16 protein-coding genes are annotated in these 18,462 nt (G+C 72.9%); 7 read left to right on the top strand and 9 right to left on the bottom strand.

Annotation, left to right across the window (positions count from 1 at the left end; translation table 11 throughout):
• The coding region (locus AB0C17_RS25990) for a transposase (RefSeq protein ID WP_357480911.1) at positions 1 to 115 on the bottom strand (115 nt) is incomplete at its 3' end.
• A 78-nt stretch (positions 116 to 193) separates the two neighbouring features.
• On the opposite strand from AB0C17_RS25990, the gene AB0C17_RS25985 reads away from it, so the two are divergent.
• The 5 genes from AB0C17_RS25985 (at position 194) to AB0C17_RS25965 (ending at position 5,840) form a co-directional block, all read left to right on the top strand.
• Positions 194 to 1,183: an EAL domain-containing protein gene (locus AB0C17_RS25985; protein WP_357480905.1), complete on the top strand. Its 990-nt coding sequence runs from the start codon at positions 194 to 196 to the stop codon at positions 1,181 to 1,183.
• Positions 1,180 to 1,500: a hypothetical protein gene (locus AB0C17_RS25980; RefSeq protein WP_357480902.1), complete on the top strand. Its 321-nt coding sequence runs from the start codon at positions 1,180 to 1,182 to the stop codon at positions 1,498 to 1,500. Before AB0C17_RS25985 ends, AB0C17_RS25980 begins: the two co-directional genes overlap by 4 nt.
• A gap of 315 nt (positions 1,501 to 1,815) precedes the next feature.
• Entirely contained in the window at positions 1,816 to 4,725 is a 2,910-nt protein-coding gene (locus tag AB0C17_RS25975; protein WP_357480899.1) for a M36 family metallopeptidase, read from the top strand.
• Positions 4,726 to 4,911: 186 nt separating this feature from the next.
• Positions 4,912 to 5,352, top strand: a complete 441-nt coding sequence (locus tag AB0C17_RS25970) for a ribonuclease domain-containing protein (RefSeq protein ID WP_357383194.1) — start codon at positions 4,912 to 4,914, stop codon at positions 5,350 to 5,352.
• 62 nt (positions 5,353 to 5,414) lie between these two features.
• On the top strand, positions 5,415 to 5,840 hold the full coding sequence (locus AB0C17_RS25965) for a barstar family protein (RefSeq protein WP_357480896.1): 426 nt from the start codon (positions 5,415 to 5,417) through the stop codon (positions 5,838 to 5,840).
• A 315-nt stretch (positions 5,841 to 6,155) separates the two neighbouring features.
• Here AB0C17_RS25965 and AB0C17_RS25960 read toward each other — a convergent pair whose 3' ends face one another.
• The 8 genes from AB0C17_RS25960 to AB0C17_RS25925 form a co-directional block, all read right to left on the bottom strand.
• Positions 6,156 to 6,881, bottom strand: coding sequence for an HD domain-containing protein (locus tag AB0C17_RS25960; protein WP_357473832.1), 726 nt, complete (start codon positions 6,879 to 6,881; stop codon positions 6,156 to 6,158).
• 7 nt (positions 6,882 to 6,888) lie between these two features.
• Positions 6,889 to 7,347 carry an ATP-binding protein gene (locus AB0C17_RS25955; protein WP_357383201.1) on the bottom strand — a complete coding sequence of 153 codons (459 nt, stop codon included), beginning with the start codon at positions 7,345 to 7,347 and terminating at the stop codon, positions 6,889 to 6,891.
• A gap of 246 nt (positions 7,348 to 7,593) precedes the next feature.
• Positions 7,594 to 8,937: a pectate lyase gene (locus AB0C17_RS25950; RefSeq protein WP_357480893.1), complete on the bottom strand. Its 1,344-nt coding sequence runs from the start codon at positions 8,935 to 8,937 to the stop codon at positions 7,594 to 7,596.
• 27 nt (positions 8,938 to 8,964) lie between these two features.
• Positions 8,965 to 10,107, bottom strand: a complete 1,143-nt coding sequence (locus AB0C17_RS25945; RefSeq protein ID WP_357383205.1) for a Gfo/Idh/MocA family oxidoreductase — start codon at positions 10,105 to 10,107, stop codon at positions 8,965 to 8,967.
• A gap of 67 nt (positions 10,108 to 10,174) precedes the next feature.
• Positions 10,175 to 11,659, bottom strand: a complete 1,485-nt coding sequence (locus AB0C17_RS25940) for a mannitol dehydrogenase family protein (RefSeq protein ID WP_357383207.1) — start codon at positions 11,657 to 11,659, stop codon at positions 10,175 to 10,177.
• Complete coding sequence (locus AB0C17_RS25935) at positions 11,650 to 12,951, bottom strand: enolase C-terminal domain-like protein (RefSeq protein WP_357480890.1); 1,302 nt, start codon at positions 12,949 to 12,951, stop codon at positions 11,650 to 11,652. Before AB0C17_RS25935 ends, AB0C17_RS25940 begins: the two co-directional genes overlap by 10 nt.
• Positions 12,948 to 14,381, bottom strand: a complete 1,434-nt coding sequence (gene uxaC, locus AB0C17_RS25930) for a glucuronate isomerase (RefSeq protein ID WP_357480886.1) — start codon at positions 14,379 to 14,381, stop codon at positions 12,948 to 12,950. Before uxaC ends, AB0C17_RS25935 begins: the two co-directional genes overlap by 4 nt.
• Before the next feature lie 17 nt (positions 14,382 to 14,398).
• Entirely contained in the window at positions 14,399 to 15,727 is a 1,329-nt protein-coding gene (locus tag AB0C17_RS25925) for a Gfo/Idh/MocA family oxidoreductase (RefSeq protein ID WP_357480882.1), read from the bottom strand.
• 241 nt (positions 15,728 to 15,968) lie between these two features.
• Between AB0C17_RS25925 and AB0C17_RS25920 the strand changes: the two genes are divergently transcribed.
• Both AB0C17_RS25920 and AB0C17_RS25915 read left to right on the top strand, forming a co-directional pair.
• Complete coding sequence (locus AB0C17_RS25920; protein ID WP_357383215.1) at positions 15,969 to 17,015, top strand: LacI family DNA-binding transcriptional regulator; 1,047 nt, start codon at positions 15,969 to 15,971, stop codon at positions 17,013 to 17,015.
• A gap of 97 nt (positions 17,016 to 17,112) precedes the next feature.
• On the top strand, positions 17,113 to 18,456 hold the full coding sequence (locus AB0C17_RS25915; protein ID WP_357383217.1) for an extracellular solute-binding protein: 1,344 nt from the start codon (positions 17,113 to 17,115) through the stop codon (positions 18,454 to 18,456).
• Positions 18,457 to 18,462: the final 6 nt, after the last annotated feature.

Here is an 18,462-nt window from a genome sequence, read left to right as displayed (position 1 = left end):
CGTCGTTGATCCCCAGGTCACGCGCCACCTGAGCGATCGACTTACCCGTCTCCCGCACGATGCGCACCGCGCCCGCCCGGAACTCCGGATCGAACTGACGTCTCGTCTCAGCCATGAACCTCTATCCCTCAAGCTCCGGCCTCCACGCTACGAGGGGAACCGCATAGCGAACCCCGCACTGGCCATGCTGGACATGGGTGAGCCGCTGGCCATCATCTTGCGAACGATCTGGGAGTCGGATCCGCTGGACAACCCGACTGAAGCCGAGATGCGAGTGATGACCGCCCTGCGCACCAACTTCGGGCGACTGCCGCTCACCCTCTACCAGTACGCCTTCAGCCTCTATCAGAAGCTGATCGGCTCGATGACCATGGTCTTCCAGCCTGTGGTGGAAATCGCCCAGCGTCCGACCGGAGTGAGCATTCAGAGCTACGAGGCATTGGCTCGCCGTACCGAGAAGGAAAAGCGTGCCCCCTTCACGGCACTGCAGATGGCGCATGTCTGGGGCGACCGGTTCATCATCGAACGCGATACGCAACTCCTGGAGAAGGCGATCACCTCCTACGCCGATGCTGATGCCGATGCGCCCTGGCAGGGTACGAAGCCGCTCTCGGTAAACGTGGCGGTCCGTTCCTTGCTCAGCGACTCCTATTTGAGCCATGTGAGCAGGGCGCTCGCTGAGGCCGGCTTCCACCCGCGAACCTTGACGCTGGAGATATCCGAACAGGACCCGATCCAGCCGAACCCGGGCGAACAATGGCCACAGGAGCCGCTCGCCTACTTTCACAGTCGTCTTACCGCCCTGGCTCGCGAGCTGCGGATTCAATTCGCGGTCGACGACTTCGGCGTCGGCTATGCATCGCTGGCGCGCATGGCTGAGTTGCCGTTGACCCAGATCAAGGTTGACCGGGCTGTCCTGCATCATCCCTTGGCTGTGGAGGAACTCGCGTTGGTAGCCCGGGTGGCGCGAGATGCGCTTGACCGAGGACACGCACCACAGGCACGTGCGGTCATCGTGGAGGGCTACGACGACGAGGCGCCAGTTGGTCTTCAACAGATCTACAATCTGGGCATCCACCACGTCCAGGGGTACTTCTGCGGAGAGGTGGCGACGACCGCGCTGCATCCGCTCGACCAGACGGTCCGGGACCGTGTCGCCACCCTGGTGAGAGGTGAGGAATGAGCACCGTCAAGCTGCTCTTGCCGGCGGACGTCATGGAGGAACTTGATCTTCCTTATGAGGGTGTTCGCGATGTCGCCGCGATAACCCTCGCCGTCGACGCGGTGGCCGTCATGGCGAATCTCGCCACTTTGGCCACCTTGCAGCCTCAACTCGGTGAGCTGGTCGCAGCAATCCGCAATTGGCGGCTGCGTGATCCCCGGCCCTCGGTGACCCTGACCGTCAAAGGGCCAGGAATCGATCTGAAGGTTGACCTGCCCCGCAACGTCAGCAGGGCCCAGCTTCTCGCGCAGCTCCAGCCACTCTTCGAGGACGAGTGACCCAGGCCGGCACGCCTCCACGGCTCGAACAGACCGCGATCCGCCGCCGCGCAGATCTTGGTAGGAAAGGGCCCTCATAGGGGCTGCCCTCATAGGGGCCGTTTCCTGCCAAGATCTATTCGTATCTCGTCTAGTGGGACGTCGGTCTCGGAACTGCGTGGGTGGAGCCGCCGAGTGGCGCCGCCGAGAAATCGACGCAGCAACACTTATGGATGTTCGGGTGGTGTCGGCGCGTCGATCGGGCTGGTCGGATGGCGGAACGGACATCGCCGTTCGACGATGACAGGAGGGACCGTGCGCACACCATCCCGTGCGTTGACGGGGACCACCGCGCTGCTGATGGCAGCCGGGCTGGTCCTGACCGCCGCAGGCGGCGGCCAGGCGGCACCCCGGGAACAGGCCCGTACCCAGGCGCCACCCGACCACCTGCCGGGCGACCGGCACGACACCAAGGCCACTGACAACCGCAAGGGCCGCGTGGCCGCCACCGAGCGGCAGCGGGACCGCGCCGCCGCACTCGGCGCGCGCGTGCGCTGGACCGACTTCGGTACGCCGGCCACGCTCACCTCGACCGGCAAGCCCCTGGCCACCGGCCTGCCCGCCGACCCGGCCGCCGCAGCGCGCGCGTACGTCGCCGCGAACCGGGACGTGCTGGGGTTGACCGCCGAGGGCGCCGCCGCGCTGGAGCTGCTCACCGTGGCGCCGATGGGGCAGGGCGCGACGGTGCTGTTCCGGCAGCGCTTCGGCGACCTGCCGGCCGCGGTCGACGGCATGCTGTCGGTCGGCGTACGCGACGGAGCGGTGTGGCACGTCAGCTCCTCGCTCGCCCGCGACGCCGGTACGCCGGCCCCGGCGACGATCAGCGCCGAGCAGGCCCGCACCGCCGCCATCGCCGACGCCGGCCGTGCCGACGCGCGGGTCGTGCGTACCTCATTGGTGGCGGTGCCCACCGCGGACCGGGGGGCGCGCGCGGCGTGGGAGGTGGTTCTCGGCGCGGACACCACCGGCGCGGACCCGGCGGCCTACTCGACCTACGTGGACGCCCGCGACGGCGCCGTCCTGGTCCGCGAGGACCTGATCGACCACGACGCCGACCACCCCTCGTGGGAGGTCTTCCCGAACTCGCCGCGTGTCGACAGGTCCTCGGTCGACACCCGCAAGCGGTGGTGTGCCGTGCCGGCGCGCGGCTGCGACGAGGTGGTGGGCGTGCCCGGGCACCCGGCGTGGGACGTGGACCCGGCGACCGGCCAGTCCACCACCACGACCAAGGGCAACAACGCGATCGCGGTGCAGAACTGGTACAGCAACGACCCGTTCAGCGTCGGCACCGAGCCCGCGACGCCGCGCCCGGACCGCCGGTACGACTACCCGTGGACGAACCAGTGGCAGGAGCAGCGCTGCAACCCGGCGGTGTTCACCTCGCCGCAGGCGAACGACATCGACGCGGCGCGGGCGAACCTGTTCGCCATGCACAACCGGATGCACGACTGGACCTATCACCTCGGGTTCACCGAGGAGACCTGGAACATGCAGCAGGACAACCTCGGCCGCGGCGGGCTCGGTAACGACCCCGAGCAGGGCAACGCCCAGGCCGGCGGCGTCAGCGGCGGTCCGCCCACGTTCGCGGCCCGTAACAACGCCAACCAGATCACCCCGCCGGACGGCGTCGCGCCCACCACCAACATGTACCTGTGGCAGCCGATCGCGGGCTCGTTCTACGCGCCCTGCGTCGACGGCGACTTCGACATGTCGGTGATCGCCCACGAGTACGGCCACGCGGTCTCCAACCGCATGATCGCCGGGCCGAGCGCCGGGGTCAGCTCGCCGCAGGGCATGAGCGAGAGCTGGTCCGACCAGCTCGCCATGGAGTACCTGTTCGAGCACGGGTACGCCGCGCCCGGCCGGCGCGGCTTCACCATCGGCGAGTACACCACCGGAGACCCGAACGCGGGCATCCGCAACTACAACATGAGCGACAGCCCGCTCAACTACAGCTCGCTCGACTACGACCTCGCCGGCCTCCAGGTGCACGCCTCCGGCGAGGTGTGGAGCGCCACGAACACCGACATCCGCGCGGCCATGATGCGCCGCTGGGGCAGCGGCACCCCGGCCGTCCAGAAGGCGTGCGCCACCGGCGCCCGCGACGTGACCACCTGCCCGGGTAACCGGCGCTGGATCCAGCTGGTCTTCGACTCGTTCCTGCTGATGTCGGTCAGCCAGGTCAGCATGGTCGACGCCCGGGACGCGATGCTCGCCGCCGACCGGATCCGCTTCGGCGGGGCCAACCAGGACCTGCTGTGGAACGCGTTCGCCAAGCGCGGCCTGGGGGAGGGCGCGGCCAGCGTCGGGCACACCGACGCCGACCCCACGCCGGGCTTCACCTCGCCGTACGCGCGGGAGGCCGCGCTGCGGTTCCTGCCGGTCGGCGAGCGCGGGCCGGTCGCCGGGGCGCAGCTGTTCGTCGGGCGCTACCAGGCGCGGGCCGTGCCGGTGGCGGACACCGACGCGGCCACCCCGCTCACCGACCGGGTGGACCTGGTGCCCGGCACGTACGAGTTCGTGGTGCGGGCACCCGGCTACGGCCACACCCGGATCGGTCCGGTGACTGTCAAGGCGGGCCAGAACCGGACGCTGCCGGTGACGTTGCGACCCAACCTGGCCTCGGCCGCCGCGGGCGCGACTGTGACCGGTGACGGCATCAACCTGCCGCAGATCGCCGACGACGACGAGGCCACCAACTGGGCCGCGCTCGGTGCGCCGGTCGCCGGCCGGCAGGTCACCGTCGACCTGGCCGGTGGCGTCCAGCAGGTACGCCGGGTGCAGGTCAGCGCCATGTTGCGCCCGCCGGTGGCCGGTGACGCCGACGCCGGCACCCAGAGCCGGTACTCCGCGGTGCGGCAGTTCCGGGTCCTCGCGTGCACCGCGGCCGGGCCGGTGACCTGCGCCGACGCGGCGGACTTCCGCCCGGTCCACACCAGCGCGCCGGACGCCTTCCCGGCGGTCGCGCCGCGTCCCCGGGCGCCCGAGCTGATCATGCGGTCGTTCGACATCCCGCGTACCACTGCCACGCACCTGCGCGTCGAGGTGCTGACCAACCAGTGCACCGGCGCACCGGACTACGCCGGTGAGCAGGACGACGACCCGCAGGCGGCGACCGACTGCGCCACCGCCAGCCCGCAGGCGCAGAACGTGCGGATCGCCGAGTTCCAGGCGTTCCCGCGCTGACCCACCCGGCGGGTGCGGACGGTCGGCGCGAGTCGCCCGTCCGCACCCGCCATCGTATGTTCACAGTCGATTCGAGGCGTCGTCGCCGGATCGGGGCTGTACGGCGGGCAGGATCCCCGACAGACTGAGCGCCGATCGGTCATCAACGTCGATCGATGTACAGCCGTCTCGTTCAAGGAGGATCCCTTGACCCCGTTCCGCGCCGCCGTCACCCGCGTACGCCGCGCCCTCGCCGCGTCCGCCCTGGTCACCGCCGTGGCCGCCGCCGCGCTCGTCGCACCGTCCACGGTCTCCACCCGCCTCGCCGAGCCCGCCGTGGCCGCCGTGTACGGCTCCTGCACGCAGTCCCGCTGCGCCGACGCCCGCACCGCGCGGTCCGGCTGGTCGGCCAAGAGCTTCCCGACCAGCCGCGGCTGGTACTCGTGGAGCGGCGGCCAGTGCAACTTCGCCGGCGGCCGGTTCTACAACTACGAGGGACAGCTTCCCTCCGGCGCCACCTACTACGAGTACGACGTCTACCCGCGCGCCTGCAACGCCTCCCGGGACGCGTACCGGATCGTGGTCAACAAGAGCACCGGGGCGACCTGGTTCTCACCCGACCACTACGCCAACTTCTACCGGCTCTGAGCGGCCTCGGCGCCGGCCGGGCACTCTGCGCCCGGCCGGCGCCGTCGGGAAAGGACGAAACCATGGACGCGGCGTCCCCGCAGGCACCGGCCTGGCTCGTGTACGGCGACGCCGCACCCGAGCCGCACGGCGTGCCGGTCTCCGGCGCGCAGGCCCGCACCCGGGCCGGGCTGCACGAGACGCTGGCCGGGGCGCTGGCGCTGCCCGGCTGGTACGGCCACAACTGGGACGCCCTCGCCGACGCGCTCGCCGACCGCCTCGACGCCGGTCCGCTGACGCTGGTCGTGACCGACGCGGCGGACCTGCTGGCCGACGAGCCGCCCGCCCAGCTCGGCACGCTGCTCGACGTGCTGGGCGCGGCGGCCGCGAGCGGCCACGCGACGCTGCGGGTGATGCTGCACGACCACCCGGACGGTCTGCCCGCCCTGCGCGACCGAGTGACCGCCGCGCTGGGCGGCCACGTAGGCGCCCCACCCCCCACCGACTGACCCCCACCCTCACCCCCACCCACCCTCCGCCTCGGCTCGGCTCGGCTCGGCTCGCGACCTTGGCGGTGATCAAGGATTTTGTGTCCTGATCAGGCTTCCGCAGCGACACAAACTCCTTGATCACCGCCGGGGCGGGGGCGAGGGGGGAGGGGGCGGGGGCGAGAGGGCGGGGCGAGGGCGGGGCGGGGCGATCATGAAGTTGGCGGGGGTGGGGAGCGCTCTCCGGGCGGTCAACTTCATGATCGGCGGGCAGGGCGGGCGGGCATGGCGGGCATGGGAGGGCGGGGCAGGGCGGGAGGGGAGGGGGTGGGTGGGTCAGGTGGGGTGGTCGAGGATGGCGCTGAAGCGCTCCTCGGCCAGGTCGAGCTGGGCCAGGATGTGCTGCTTGACCGGCGCCGACAGCGGCGTGTCCGGGCGGGCGACCAGGTCGCGGAAGACCGGCACCAGGGGGCGGTACTTGGTGGCGGCGCGGGCCACCTTCGGGCCGACCGTGTGGATCACGCCCACCCCGTTGTCGGTGAAGTCGGACACCTTGATCACCCGGGCCCAGGGTTCCCGTTCGAGGCTCGCCGCGACGTGTTCCCGGTACTGCTCGTCGCGGTCCCGTCCCGGGTCGTACGCCGGGTTGGTGACCGCCGCGACCAGCCGGGCGACCCGCGCGCCGAACCGGTCCGACAGAGCGGCGAGCGCGGCGGCTGTCGCGTCCGCCCCCGGATCGGGATCGAGCCCGGCCAGTTCGGCGGGGTGGTCCTCGACCGCGTCGTGCAGCAGCCCGGCGACGATCACGTCCACGTCCCGCACCTGGTAGTGGTGCATCAGCCGGATCGCCACCCGCAGCAGGTGGTTGAGGTACGGCTCGCGTACCCGCCGGTCGTCGCGGTGCAGCTCGGCGGCCAGGTCGAGCGCCTCGGTCAGCCGGTCGCGGGCGGCCTCGTCGAACGCCTCGATCTCCAGCCGGAACCGGGCCAGCAGGCCGGGCTCACCGTGGATCTCGGTGATCGCGTGCATCGGCATGGTGGCGAGGTACGCGGGGAACTCCATGCGTCCCTTATAGCTGATCTTCGCTAGATCCGGTGACCGCCTGGCCGCTCACGTCGCCGGTGAGGCGCTTGACCAGGCGTACGCAGGTGCCCTCCGGCGTGCCGACGATGGTGGCCTCGTCCATCACCCGCGCCATGATCAGCCGACCACGGCCCCGGTCGCCGGTCTCGTCGCCGTCGGCCGGGCGCCAGCCGCCCCGGTCGCGTACCTCGATCTCCAGCCGGTCGCCGCGCAGCTCGGCCCGCAGCGTGGTGATGCCCTCGGCGGCGAAGCGGTAGCCGTGCTCGATGGCGTTGGCGCACGCCTCGCCGGTGGCGATGAGCACGGTGTCGACATCCCAGTCGCTGACGCCGTGCGCGTGCAGCCAGCCGCGCAGCCGTTCCCGGATGGCCGCGAGCCGGGCCGGGTCGGCCGGCAGGTCGATGGTGAGGACCGGGCCGACGTCCCCGGATGTCCCACCCGTCACGTCCGGCCCTCCGTCCCGTGCCCGTCCCCGGGCCTGGGCGCCCACTCGCGCTGTCACCGCCTGATTCTCACCCTGTTGTCCCCGGTGGCCGCCGGTTCATTCCCCCGGCGGCGGTGTCCGTCAAGGTGATCATCGCGCATCGAGGGCGGCGTGTCAGCCGGCGGCCCGGCGAAGGCGGCGACGACAGTGGGCCGGCGACCCCCGAGGGGACGCCGGCCCACGACGATCGGTGCGCTCGGGCGCAGGTCAGAGCGGCAGTCTCCCGGCGCCCGCCCAGACGTCGACGACGAGCGGGACCAGCGGGGCCGGCAGCGGCCGGGCGGCGCGCAGCGTGGGCGTCCACCCGGCGTCGCCGCCGAGGTCCGGATCGTGGGCGGCGTTGTACGCGGCGAGCAGGTCCACCGGCCGGGCCGGGCGGTCACCCTGCCGGACCCAGGTGCCCCGCTCGGTCAGCGCGGTACCGCCCCAGTCGTAGAGCAGGTCGGCCGGAGTGGTGTCGCCGGTGAGGGTGAAGAAGTTGTTCTCCGCGTACAGCGCGGACCGCACGCCGACGCCGAGGGCGTACGCGAAGCCGGGGCCGCCGAGCCGGTAGTGGTTGTTGTGCACGTCGACCTGGCCGAACCGTACCCGGGGCAGCCGTTGCAGCGTGCCGTCGAACAGGTTGTGCCGCACCGTGACGTTGAGCCGGCCCACGTCCGGGCCGACGGTGTTCGACGAGCCGATCAGCATCACCTTGTCCCGGCCGGTGAACCGGTTCCAGGACACGGTGACCAGGCTGGCCGTGTGCGTGACGTCCACCGAGCCGTCGTGCACCTGGTAGGGGCGGCCGAAGTGGACGGGCTGGGCGCTGTCCGGGTTGTCGCCGTCAGTGAAGGTGTTGTGGTCGATCCAGACGTGCTCGCTGCGCCGCACCGAGATCTGGTCGTACTGGGAGTTCCAGTTGCCGGTGTCGCCGTCGGTGGGGGACCAGGCCGGGAAGCAGTCCCGGGCGTCGGCGAACTCGATGTTGCGCACGATCACGTTGTCCGCGCGGTCGATCATCAGCGTCAGACCGGTGAGCCGGGCGCCGCGCAGCCCGACGATAGTGGTGTTCGGCCCGACGTTGATCTGGGTCTGCCGGGTCTGCGCGGCCACCGACCGCACCCGGGCGGCCTCCAGCGGCCCGCTCGGGTTCGCCCGGCCCCAGGTCGCCGGGTCGTACGCGGCCAGGTAGGCGGGCAGCGAGTACTCCGGGTCGGCCAGGTCGGCGCAGTCCAGCGGCGTGCCGTCCGGTCCTTCGAAACCGTCGACGGTTCCGGCCACGTACACGATCTTTCCGGTGGCGTCGGCGGCGTTCGTGGCGTTGTCGCCGCCGAGCGCGGCGACCAACTCGGCGCGGGTACGCACGACGCGTACCCGGTCCGGCGCGGCGGCCGACCCGCCGGTCGTGCCGGTGCCGGCGGCGGCCCAGCCGTCGTTCGCGGCGAGGGCCTGGCGGCCGATCAGCTCGGCAGCCCGGGACGGCTCACCGGGCGCGGCCGGCGCGGGGCCGGCGGTGGTGAGGACGAGCGCGGCGGTCAGCGCCGCGACGACTGCGGTTCGGGTATGCATGACTCGGTCCGATCTGTCGAGGGACATTCACTGCACCGGCAGGTCCACCACGTACGGCTTGACCGCCCACGGCACGCCCGCCTCGGACGGCAGCGCGCCGGTCTCCGCCGCCGCCCGCAGCACCGCGCCGATACCCCGCACCATCAGCACCCGCTGCGGGCCGTCGCCCGCCTCGCGCACCAGGTCCCCGCCGAGCGGCGCCGGTTGCGGCGCGTCACGCAGCGCGTCCAGCACCGCGGTGAACGGCTCGGTACGCGCCAGCGGCGCGATCAGCGGCGTGCCGTCCGCGCGGTGGTCGAGCAGGTTCGCCAGCAGCCCCCGGCGGCCGGGCACCGGGCGGAGCGTGTCGTCGCCGGGTAGCCGCAGCCGGTCGGTCGGGTACTCAAGCACCGCTTGCCCGCGCTCGCCGGTGACCAGCACCTCCCCGGCCACGTGTTCCTCGGCGGCGAGGGTGAGCGCGGCCAGCACCGGCGGCCCGGCGTGCGGGGTCAGCCGCAGCACGGTGGTGTCGTCCACCTCGATCGGGCGGACCCGGTAGCGCTCCACCTCGATCCGGGCCCTGCGGACGGGTGCGCCGGTGACCGATTCGGCGACGGCGAGGCACTGCATCAGCGCGTGGGCGAGCGGGTTGGCGAGCGCGCCGTCCAGCGCCGGGCGGCCGTCCAGCGACCGCCGTCCGGCCCAGGGGGAGCGGGCGTAGTAGGCGTCCGGGCGCTGCCAGGCGGCGAGCGTGGCGATGCCGGTGACCGGGCCGAGCCGCCCGAGCGCGCCGGTCAGTTCGGTCAGCGCGGCCGAGCCGAGCGCCTGGAAGTTGACCTGCACGGCCCGGCCGGCGGCACCCGCGGCGGCGCGGAGCGCACGGTGTCCGGCGAGGTCGAGCACCGGCGGCTTCTCCAGCAGCAGGTCCGCCCCGGCGGCGAGCACGTCGAGCGCGATCGGCAGGTGGGTGTGTGGCGGCGTGCAGACCACCACCACGTCAGGGTGGGATTCGGCGAGCATGTCCCGGTGGTCGGTGAACACGCCGGTCTCCGGCGGGACCGGCGCGTCCGGTTCGGCCTCCAGCGGGCGCACGTCGACGAGTGCGACCAGCCGCGCCCGCCCGGCGGCGTGCAGCTCCCCGATGGTCCGGCGGTGCCAGCGGCCGTGCCCGTTCGCCCCGACCAGTGCCACGCGCGGCGGCCCGCCGCCGTTCACCGGGTGCCCTCGGCGGGTCGCCGCCCACCCGGCATGCCGCCGGTCACCGGGCGTCCGCCAGGGTGGCCCGGACGCCGTGACGTTCCAGGGCGGTGAGCCAGCCGGTCACCTCGGCACGGAACTCGTCGTCGTCGGCCAGGTCGGCCGGGAACACCTCGCGCAGCGCGAAGACCGCGTCGACCACCCCGGCCGGAGTGTGCGCTCCGGCGGCCAGCGCGGCACGCAGCCGGTCGGCGAGCGGGTCGTCCAGCGGCAGCGGCCGGCCGTCGTCGGCGTACCCGAGCAGGAACCGCAGCCAGGCGGCCACCACGAGCGCGCTCCACCGCGCCGACCGGCCGGCCGCCCGCAGGTCGGCGACTGTGTGCAGCACCCGCTGCGGCAGCTTCTGCGAGCCGTCCATGGCGACCTGCGTCGTCCGGTGCCGGATCGCGGGGTTGGCGAAGCGGGCGAGCACCTGCTCGCCGTAGTCGGTCACGTCGGCGCCGGGCGGCGGGGTGAAGCTCGGCGTGATCTCCTCGGCGAGCAGCCGCCGCAGCACCGCCTCCAGGTGCGGCAGCGCCAGCGCCTCGGCCACCGTCTCCGCGCCGGCCAGCGCGCCCAGGTACGCGATGGCCGAGTGCACGCCGTTCAGCGCCCGCAGTTTCAGCCGCTCCCACGGGCCGGCGTCGTCGGTGAGGATCGCGCCGGACCGCTCCCAGGCCGGACGCCCGCCGGGGAAGTCGTCCTCGATCACCCACTGCGACCACGGTTCGGCGGCGACCGCCGCCAGGTCGGTCACGCCCAGCGCCCGCCGGGCGGTGTCCCGGGTCTCGTCGGTGCTGGCCGGCACGATCCGGTCGACCATGGTGCCGGGGCAGGTCACTGCCGCCAGGACCCGCTCGGCGCTCGCGTCCGGCACCCGGGCCAGCGCGAGGCACTGCTCCACCAGGCCGCGCAGCCGGCGCCCGTTGGCGGGCAGGTTGTCGCAGCTCACCAGCGCGATCGGCCCGGCGTCGGCGGCGGCGCGGGCGAGCAGCCCGCGCACCAGCAGACCCGGCACGGTACGCGGGGGACGGCCGGTGGTGAGGTCGGCGGTCAGGTCCGCGTCCACTGTGAGCGCGGCGGTCACCGGGTCGAGCCGGTACGCCTTCTCGGTCACCGTCAGCGTGACCACCCGGATCGCCGGGTCGGCGAGCAGGCCGGACACCGCGTCCGGGTCGCTCGCGGCGTGGCGTACCCCGGCGAGAGCGCCGACCACCCGGGTCGCCGCGGCGTCGGGGGCGAGCGTGGTGACGCTGAACAGGCAGTCCTGCGCGGCGAGGGCGTCGACCACGTCGGTGCTGCGCGGGGCGACGCCGACGATGCCCCAGTCGCCGCCGGCCGCGCCGACCGCCGCCTCGGTGTGCACGGCCTGGTGGGCGCGGTGGAAGGCGCCGACGCCGAGGTGGACGATGCCGGCGGGCACGGTGCCGGGGCGCAGCAGCGGCCGGGACTCCGGCGGCAGGTGGCGCAGCGTGGCCAGGCCGAGCCGGCCGGGGGTCAGCGCCATGCCGGGCCGTCCAGGAAGCGGAACCGCGCGATCGACTCCTGGCGCATGGTGGAGCTGTAGCCGGGCTCGGTGGGCAGCAGGTAGCGGCCGCCCCGGGTGCGGACCGGGTCGGTGAAGTGCTCGTGCAGGTGGTCGACGTACTCGACCATGCGGCCGTCCAGGCTCGTGCCGACCCGCAGGTGGTCGAAGATCGCGAGGTGCTGCACGTACTCGCACAGGCCCACACCGCCCGCGTGCGGGCAGACCGGCACGCCGAACTTCGCCGCCAGCAGCAGTTCGGCGAGCACCTCGTCCACGCCGCCGACGCGGCAGGCGTCGACCTGCATCACGCCGATCGCCTCGGCCTGGAGCAGCTGCTTGAAGATCACCTTGTTGGCGGCGACCTCGCCGGTGGCGACCCGGCAGCGTCCGCCGGTCAGCTCGGTGACCGCGCGGGCGATCCGGGCGTGCCCGAGCACGTCGTCGGCGTGCGTGGGCTCCTCGATCCAGTACGGGTCGACAGTGGCGAGCACGCCCATCGCGGCGATCGCCTCGTCCACGTCCCACACCTGGTTGGCGTCCATCATCAGCAGCGCGTCCGGGCCGATCTCGGACCGGATGATCCGGGCCCGCCGCAGGTCGTCCTCGATCCGCCCGCCGACCTTCATCTTCATCGCGCGCCACCCCGCGGCGTACGCGTCGCGGGTCAGCGCGCGCACCCGCTCGTCCGGGTAGCCGAGCCAGCCGACCGAGGTGGTGTACGAGGGGAACCCGTCGCGTTCCAGCCCGGCGAGCCGGTCGGCCAGGCCGTCGCGTCCCTTGTCGAGGATGGCCGCCGCCTCGTCGGGGGTGAGCGCGTCGGTGATGTGGTGGAAGTCGACTGTCGCCACCAGCTCGTCGGTGGGCATCTCGGCGAGGAACCGCCACATCGGCTTGCCGGCCAGCTTGGCGCGCAGGTCCCAGACCGCGTTGACGAGCGCGCCGGTGGCCATGTGGATGACGCCCTTCTCCGGGCCGAGCCAGCGCAGTTGCACGTCGGCGGCCAGGGAGCGCCAGAACGCGACCGGTTCGGCGGCGATCTCGGCGACGGTGCGTCCCCGCACGTGGTGGGCGAGCGCGCGGACCGCCGCGCAGGTGATCTCGTTGCCCCGCCCGTTGGTGAACGTGAACCCGGTGCCGGTCGGGCCGCCGTCGGTGGTCAGCTCCACGTACGTGGCCGAGTAGTCGCCCCGGTTTATCGCGTCCGAGCCGTCGCCGCTGGCGGCGGTGGGGAAGCGCACGTCGTGCACCTCGACGTCGACGATTGTGGTCATGCGGGTCCACCTCCGAACTTGAAGACCTGCTTGGGCAGCCGGTACGCCAGGTCGACGATGGTCTCGGCGGCCTCGTCCCCGGTCAGGCGGTGCTCGGCGACGAGGCGGGCCAGGAATCCGGCGTCGACCCGGCGGGCCACGTCGTGGCGTACCGGGATGGAGCAGAACGCGCGGGTGTCGTCGACGAACCCGGCGGTGTTGTAGAAGCCGGCCGTCTCGGTGACCGCCTCCCGGAACCGGCGCAGCACCTCGGGGGAGTCCAGGAACCACCAGGGCGCGCCGAGGCGCAACGCCGCGTACCCGCCCGCGAGCGGCGCGAGTTCCCTGGTGAACGTGTCCTCGTCGAGCGTGTAGAGCACCACCGTGAGCCGGCGGTCGTTGCCGTGCGCGTCCAGCAGCGGGGCGAGGGCGTGCACGTACTCGGTGGCCTGCGGCACGTCCCCGCCGACGTCGCGGCCGTGCCGGGCGTGCAGCCACCGGTTGTGGTTGCGGACCGCGCCGGGGTGCAGCTGCATGACCAGGCCGTCGTCGAGCGACATCCGGGCGAACTCCAGCAGCATGTGCGCCCGGAACGCCTCGGCGTCGCGCGTGTCGGCCAGGCCGCGCCGGCCCCTGTCGTAGAGCGCGGCGGCCTGCGCCGGACTGAGATCGAGGGTACGGGCGGTGGGGTGCCCGTGGTCGGACGAGGTGGCGCCGGCGGCGGCGAACGCCTCCCGCCGGGCCCGCAGCGCGGCCAGGTATCCGGCGTACGTGCCGGTGTCCTCGCCGGAGACCTCGGCGAGCCGGTCCACGTTTGCCGCCCAGTTGCCGAACTCCATGTCCACCACGTCGTCGGGGCGGAACGTGGTGACCACCCGCCCGCCCGGCCCGCCCCAGCCGTCGGCGGCGAGCTTGGCGTGCCGGCCCAGGTCGTCCAGCGGCGACTCGGTGGTGGCGAGCACCTCGATGCCGAAGCGTTCGAACAGCGCCCGGGGCCGGAACCCCGGTTCGGCCAGCCGGGCGGCGAGCGCGTCGTAGACGTCGTCGGCGGTGGCCGGGCCCAGCGGCGTGTCGACGCCGAACACGTTCCGGAACGTCTGCTCCAGCCACAGCCGTGACGGGGTGCCGCGGAACAGGTGCCAGTGCGCGGCGAAGCGCCGCCAGACGGTCCGCCCGTCGGTCTCCACCGGGCTGCCGTCGACGCTCGGCACGCCCAGGTCGGCCGGGGGTACGCCCTGGCTGAGCAGCATCCTGGTCAGGTAGTGGTCGGGCACGATCAGCAGCCGGGCCGGGTCGGGGAACGGCTGGTCCTCGGCCAGCAGCCCGGGGTCGACGTGCCCGTGCGGGGAGATGATCGGCTGCTGGGCGGCGAGCGCGTACAGCTCGCGCGCCAGGGCGCGCAGGCCGGGCTCGGCGGGCAGCAGCAGATCGCTGGGGGAGATGATCGGCACGGGGGCGGGCTCCTCGGTCAGGGCAGGGTGAGCAGGTCGGCGACCCGGACGGGCACGCCGGTCTCCAGCGAGCGGTTGGCGGCCAGGCCGGTGAGCAGCGCCAGTGCGCCGTCGCGGGCGGTGGCGGCCCGGCCGAGCGGGTCGGGTTCGCCGCCGAGCAGCACCCGGGTCATCCGGGTGTCCGCGCCGCCGTGCCCGCGCCGGGTCCAGCCCTCGACCGGGATCTCCTGCGGCGGCGCCCAGAACGGGCGCAGCGTGAGCCGGGCCGCGCCCCGCTCCACCGCCGCCTCGTCGCCGTGCAGGGCCGCGCCCTTCAGGGCGCCGGCGACGGCCGGGCTGACGTGGTCGCTCTCGGTCACCTCCAGTTCGAGGCGGCCCCGGCTGCCGTTGACCATCACCCGGTAGCCCTCCCAGGGGGCGTACGCGGTCAGGTGGTAGGTCATCGTCGCGCCGGTGTCGTAGCGGGCCAGCAGGGCGAGGTCGTCCTCGATGGTCACGCCGGGGGCGAAGACGTTGCGGTCGCGGTGGTAGCCGTCCTCGGCCTCGGCGTCGAGGTACAGCTCGCGCAGCCGCGGGTGGTCGGCGAGGCGCAGCGCGAACGGGTCGCCGTCGGCGGCGGGGGAGCCGTGTGCCCGGTCGTAGTCGCGGGCATAGCCGTGCCGGCGGCCGTGGGCGCCGTAGAAGAACAACCTGCCGTACGCGTGCACCTCGACCGGGCGGGCGTCGAGCCACCAGTTGACCAGGTCGAAGTGGTGGCCGGACTTGTGCACGAGCAGCCCGCCGGAGACGGACTTGTCGCGGTGCCAGCGGCGGAAGTAGTCGGCGCCGTGGCGCACGTCGAGCAGCCACTCGAAGTGCACCGATCCGATCTCGCCCACCGCGCCGTCGGCGAGCAGCCGCCGGACCTGCTCGTGCAGCGGGTTGTAGCGGTAGTTGAACGCGACTGTGACGCGCCGGCCGGTCTCGGCGACCGCGTCGAGGATGCGGCGGCACCGGTCCGCGTCGACGGTCATGGGCTTCTCCACGACCACGTCGCAACCGGCCCGTAGCGCCGCCGTCACGTACTCGTCGTGGGTGGCGTCCACGCTGGTCACCAGCGCCACGTCGACGCGTTCCTTCGCGAGCATGGCGGTGAAGTCGGCGGCGGCGTACGTGGGCACCGGCGGGTGGCCCAGCTCGGCCAGCCAGCGGTTGTGCGCGTCCATCCTCGTCTGGTTGACGTCGGCGAGCGCGACCAGCTCGGCGGTGTCGGCGTGGTCGAGCGCGAGGGCGCGGACGAACATCTCGGCGCGCGCTCCGGCACCCACCAGGGCGTGGCGGACCCGTTCCCGGGCCGGTGGTGACATGACGTCGGCCTCCCCGGCAGTCGGCTGCAAAGGTTTGCAGCCGAAGAAACCACGACGATGGATACGTCGTCAACGGTTGCCGGCCAAGCCGCCCTATCCATCCGCATTGATCAGCATTCATGCGTGCGATGGGAACGCCGGCGAAATCGAGCCGCAACAATGGACCGTTGACACGGGCGCAACCGTTTGCATTAATGGGCGGCACCCGTGACGCCCACCACATCGGACGAGGGAGCCCGCCGTGCCAGCCACCATCCGGGACGTCGCCCGCGCCTCCGGTGTGCACATCTCCACCGTGTCCCGGACGTTCTCGGCCCCGCACCTGGTCAACCCGGAGACCCGGGTCCGGGTGCTGGCCTGCGCGGAGGACCTCGGCTACCGGCCCAACCGGGCCGCCCGGGCCCTCATCACCGGCCGTACGCACAACATCGGCCTGATCGTGGCCGACATCGCCAACCCGTTCTTCCCGCCGCTGATCAAGGCGGCGGAGGGGCAGGCCCGGCACCGCGACTACCACGTCTTCGTGGCCGACACCAACGAGGACCCGGTCGCCGAGGAGGACCTGGTCCACGCCCTGGCCAAGCAGGTCGACGGCGTGCTGCTGTGCAGCCCCCGGATGAGCAACAGCCTGATCGAGCAGGTCAGCCGCGAGGTCCCGGTGGTGGTGATAAACCGCCAGGTCGCCGGCCTGCCCTGCGTGATGATGGACGTCGGGCAGGGCGCCCGGGCCGCGATCGAGCACCTGCTCGGGCTCGGCCACCGCCGGATCGCGCTGCTCGGCGGGCCGCGCGGCTCCTGGACCGCCCGGGAGATGCGCCGCGCCGCGACCGCCGCCGCCCGGGGCGGGGGAGCGGAGCTGACCATTCTCGGACCCAACCAGCCCACCGAGACCGGCGGCGGCGCCCTGGCCGAACAGGTACGCCGCAGCGGCGTCACCGCCGTGCTCGCCTACAACGACCTGATGGCGATCGGCCTGATCGAAGGGCTGGACGCGATCGGGGCGCGGGTGCCGCACGACGTCAGTGTCGTCGGCGTCGACGACATCGCGCTGAGCCGGCTCACCCGCCCCAAGTTGACGACGGTGGCCACGCCGACCGCGGCCGCCGGCCGGACGGCCGTCGACATGCTGCTGCAACTCGACTCCGACGCGCCACGCGGCGCCCGGGGCCGGGGCCCGGCGGCCGGCGACCGTCGCACCACCGCACAGGTAATGCTCCAGACCGAACTGGTCGTCCGCGACTCGACCGGGCCCGTCCCCGCGCCCGGCCGGGACGGCACCGGAGCCTGAGCAGGTGGCCCGGGCCCGCACAGCACTGCGGACCCGGGCGGCCCGTGGACGGCCGCCGGTGACGTCGTCGCCTCCCAAAGCCGAGGAGTGAGCGCAGATGCACCCCGCAACGTCCCCCACCGCCGGCGTACCCGCCGGGCGGGATCACCGTACCCCTCTGACCCGACGCCGACTCGTGCGCGGCCTGGCCGCCGTCGCGCTCGCCGTGCCCCTCGCCCTGGGCGCGGCCGGCTGCGGCGACGACTCCGCCGGCGGCGACGGCGGCCCGGTCAAACTCTCCGTCTTCTGGTGGGGCGGCGAGGCCCGGGCCAAGCTCACCGAGGACGCCCTGGCCCTCTACACCAAGAAGCACCCGGACGTGACGTTCGAGAAGACCTGGCAGGCCAACCAGGGCTACTTCGACAAGCTCGCCACGCTGACCGCCGGCGGCAACCCGCCCGACCTGTTCCAGATCGACGACAACTACCTGGCCGAGTACGCCGGCCGCAGCACCACGCTCGACCTGGGCAGCTACCGCGACTCCGGCAAGCTCGACGTGTCGAAGTTCCCCAAGAGCCTGCTGGAGTACGGCGTGGTCGACGGCAAGCTCGCCGGGGTGGCCGCCGGGGAGAACACCCAGGGCCTGGTCTACAACAAGACGCTGCTGACCAAGAACGGGCTGCCCGAGCCGACCACCGGGATGACCTGGGAGGAGCACATCGCCTGGGCCGAGCAGGTGGCGAAGAAGACGAAGGTGCCCGGCACCCAGGACCCGAGCGCCGACTACAAGGCGCTCTGGGTGTGGCTGCGTCAGCAGGGCAAGGACCTGTACAAGGGCAAGGAGCTCGGCTTCACCGTCGAGGACGTGACGAGGTGGTTCGAGCTGTGGAAGGGCGCGCGGGACCGGGGCGCCACCCCGACGCCGGACGTCATCCACGAGGGCAACGCCACCGACATCACCAAGCAACTAGTGGTCACCGGCAAGGCGGCCACCTCCTGGGTCTGGGCCAACCAGATGCCGGACCTGAAGAAGAACACCAAGGACGAGCTGGGCGTGATCGCGTACCCGGGTGACCCGAGCGCCCAGTGGGCGCGGGCCTCGATGTACTGGTCGGTGTTCAAGGGCAGCAAGCACAAGGACGTCGCCGTCGACGTGATCAACTTTCTGAACAACGACCCGGAGGCGGTGGCGCTGCTCGGCACCGACCGTGGCCTGCCGTCCAACATGGACCTGCGGGCCAAGGTCAGCGAGACCACCACCGACCCGGCCATGAAGCAGTCCATCCAGGTCGAGTCCGAGCTGGCGCAGAAGTTCGGCGCCTCGCCGCAGGTGCCGATCAAGGGCCACAGCAAGGTCAAGTCCGAGCTGACGAAGGCCGCCGAGAACGCCCAGTACGGCCGTGCCACCCCGGCCCAGGCGGCCGAGCAGTTCGTCACCGCCTGCAAAGCCGCGATCGCCTGACCCCAC

Source organism: Micromonospora sp. NPDC048887, from assembly GCF_040649715.1.
Taxonomy (GTDB): Bacteria; Actinomycetota; Actinomycetes; order Mycobacteriales; family Micromonosporaceae; genus Micromonospora.
Note: the sequence above shows the minus strand (reverse complement) of the source record. Positions and strands in the feature narration are given on the sequence as shown.

Excerpts from the sequence above, each read along its gene's own strand:
- AB0C17_RS25985 (WP_357480905.1), top strand. The coding sequence starts at position 194 with ATGGGTGAGCCGCTGGCCATCATCTTGCGAACGATCTGGGAGTCGGAT.
- AB0C17_RS25980 (WP_357480902.1), top strand. The coding sequence starts at position 1,180 with ATGAGCACCGTCAAGCTGCTCTTGCCGGCGGACGTCATGGAGGAACTT.
- AB0C17_RS25965 (WP_357480896.1), top strand. The coding sequence starts at position 5,415 with ATGGACGCGGCGTCCCCGCAGGCACCGGCCTGGCTCGTGTACGGCGAC.
- AB0C17_RS25960 (WP_357473832.1), bottom strand. The coding sequence starts at position 6,881 with ATGGAGTTCCCCGCGTACCTCGCCACCATGCCGATGCACGCGATCACC.
- AB0C17_RS25950 (WP_357480893.1), bottom strand. The coding sequence starts at position 8,937 with ATGCATACCCGAACCGCAGTCGTCGCGGCGCTGACCGCCGCGCTCGTC.
- AB0C17_RS25940 (WP_357383207.1), bottom strand. The coding sequence starts at position 11,659 with ATGGCGCTGACCCCCGGCCGGCTCGGCCTGGCCACGCTGCGCCACCTG.
- AB0C17_RS25935 (WP_357480890.1), bottom strand. The coding sequence starts at position 12,951 with ATGACCACAATCGTCGACGTCGAGGTGCACGACGTGCGCTTCCCCACC.
- AB0C17_RS25925 (WP_357480882.1), bottom strand. The coding sequence starts at position 15,727 with ATGTCACCACCGGCCCGGGAACGGGTCCGCCACGCCCTGGTGGGTGCC.
- AB0C17_RS25915 (WP_357383217.1), top strand. The coding sequence starts at position 17,113 with ATGCACCCCGCAACGTCCCCCACCGCCGGCGTACCCGCCGGGCGGGAT.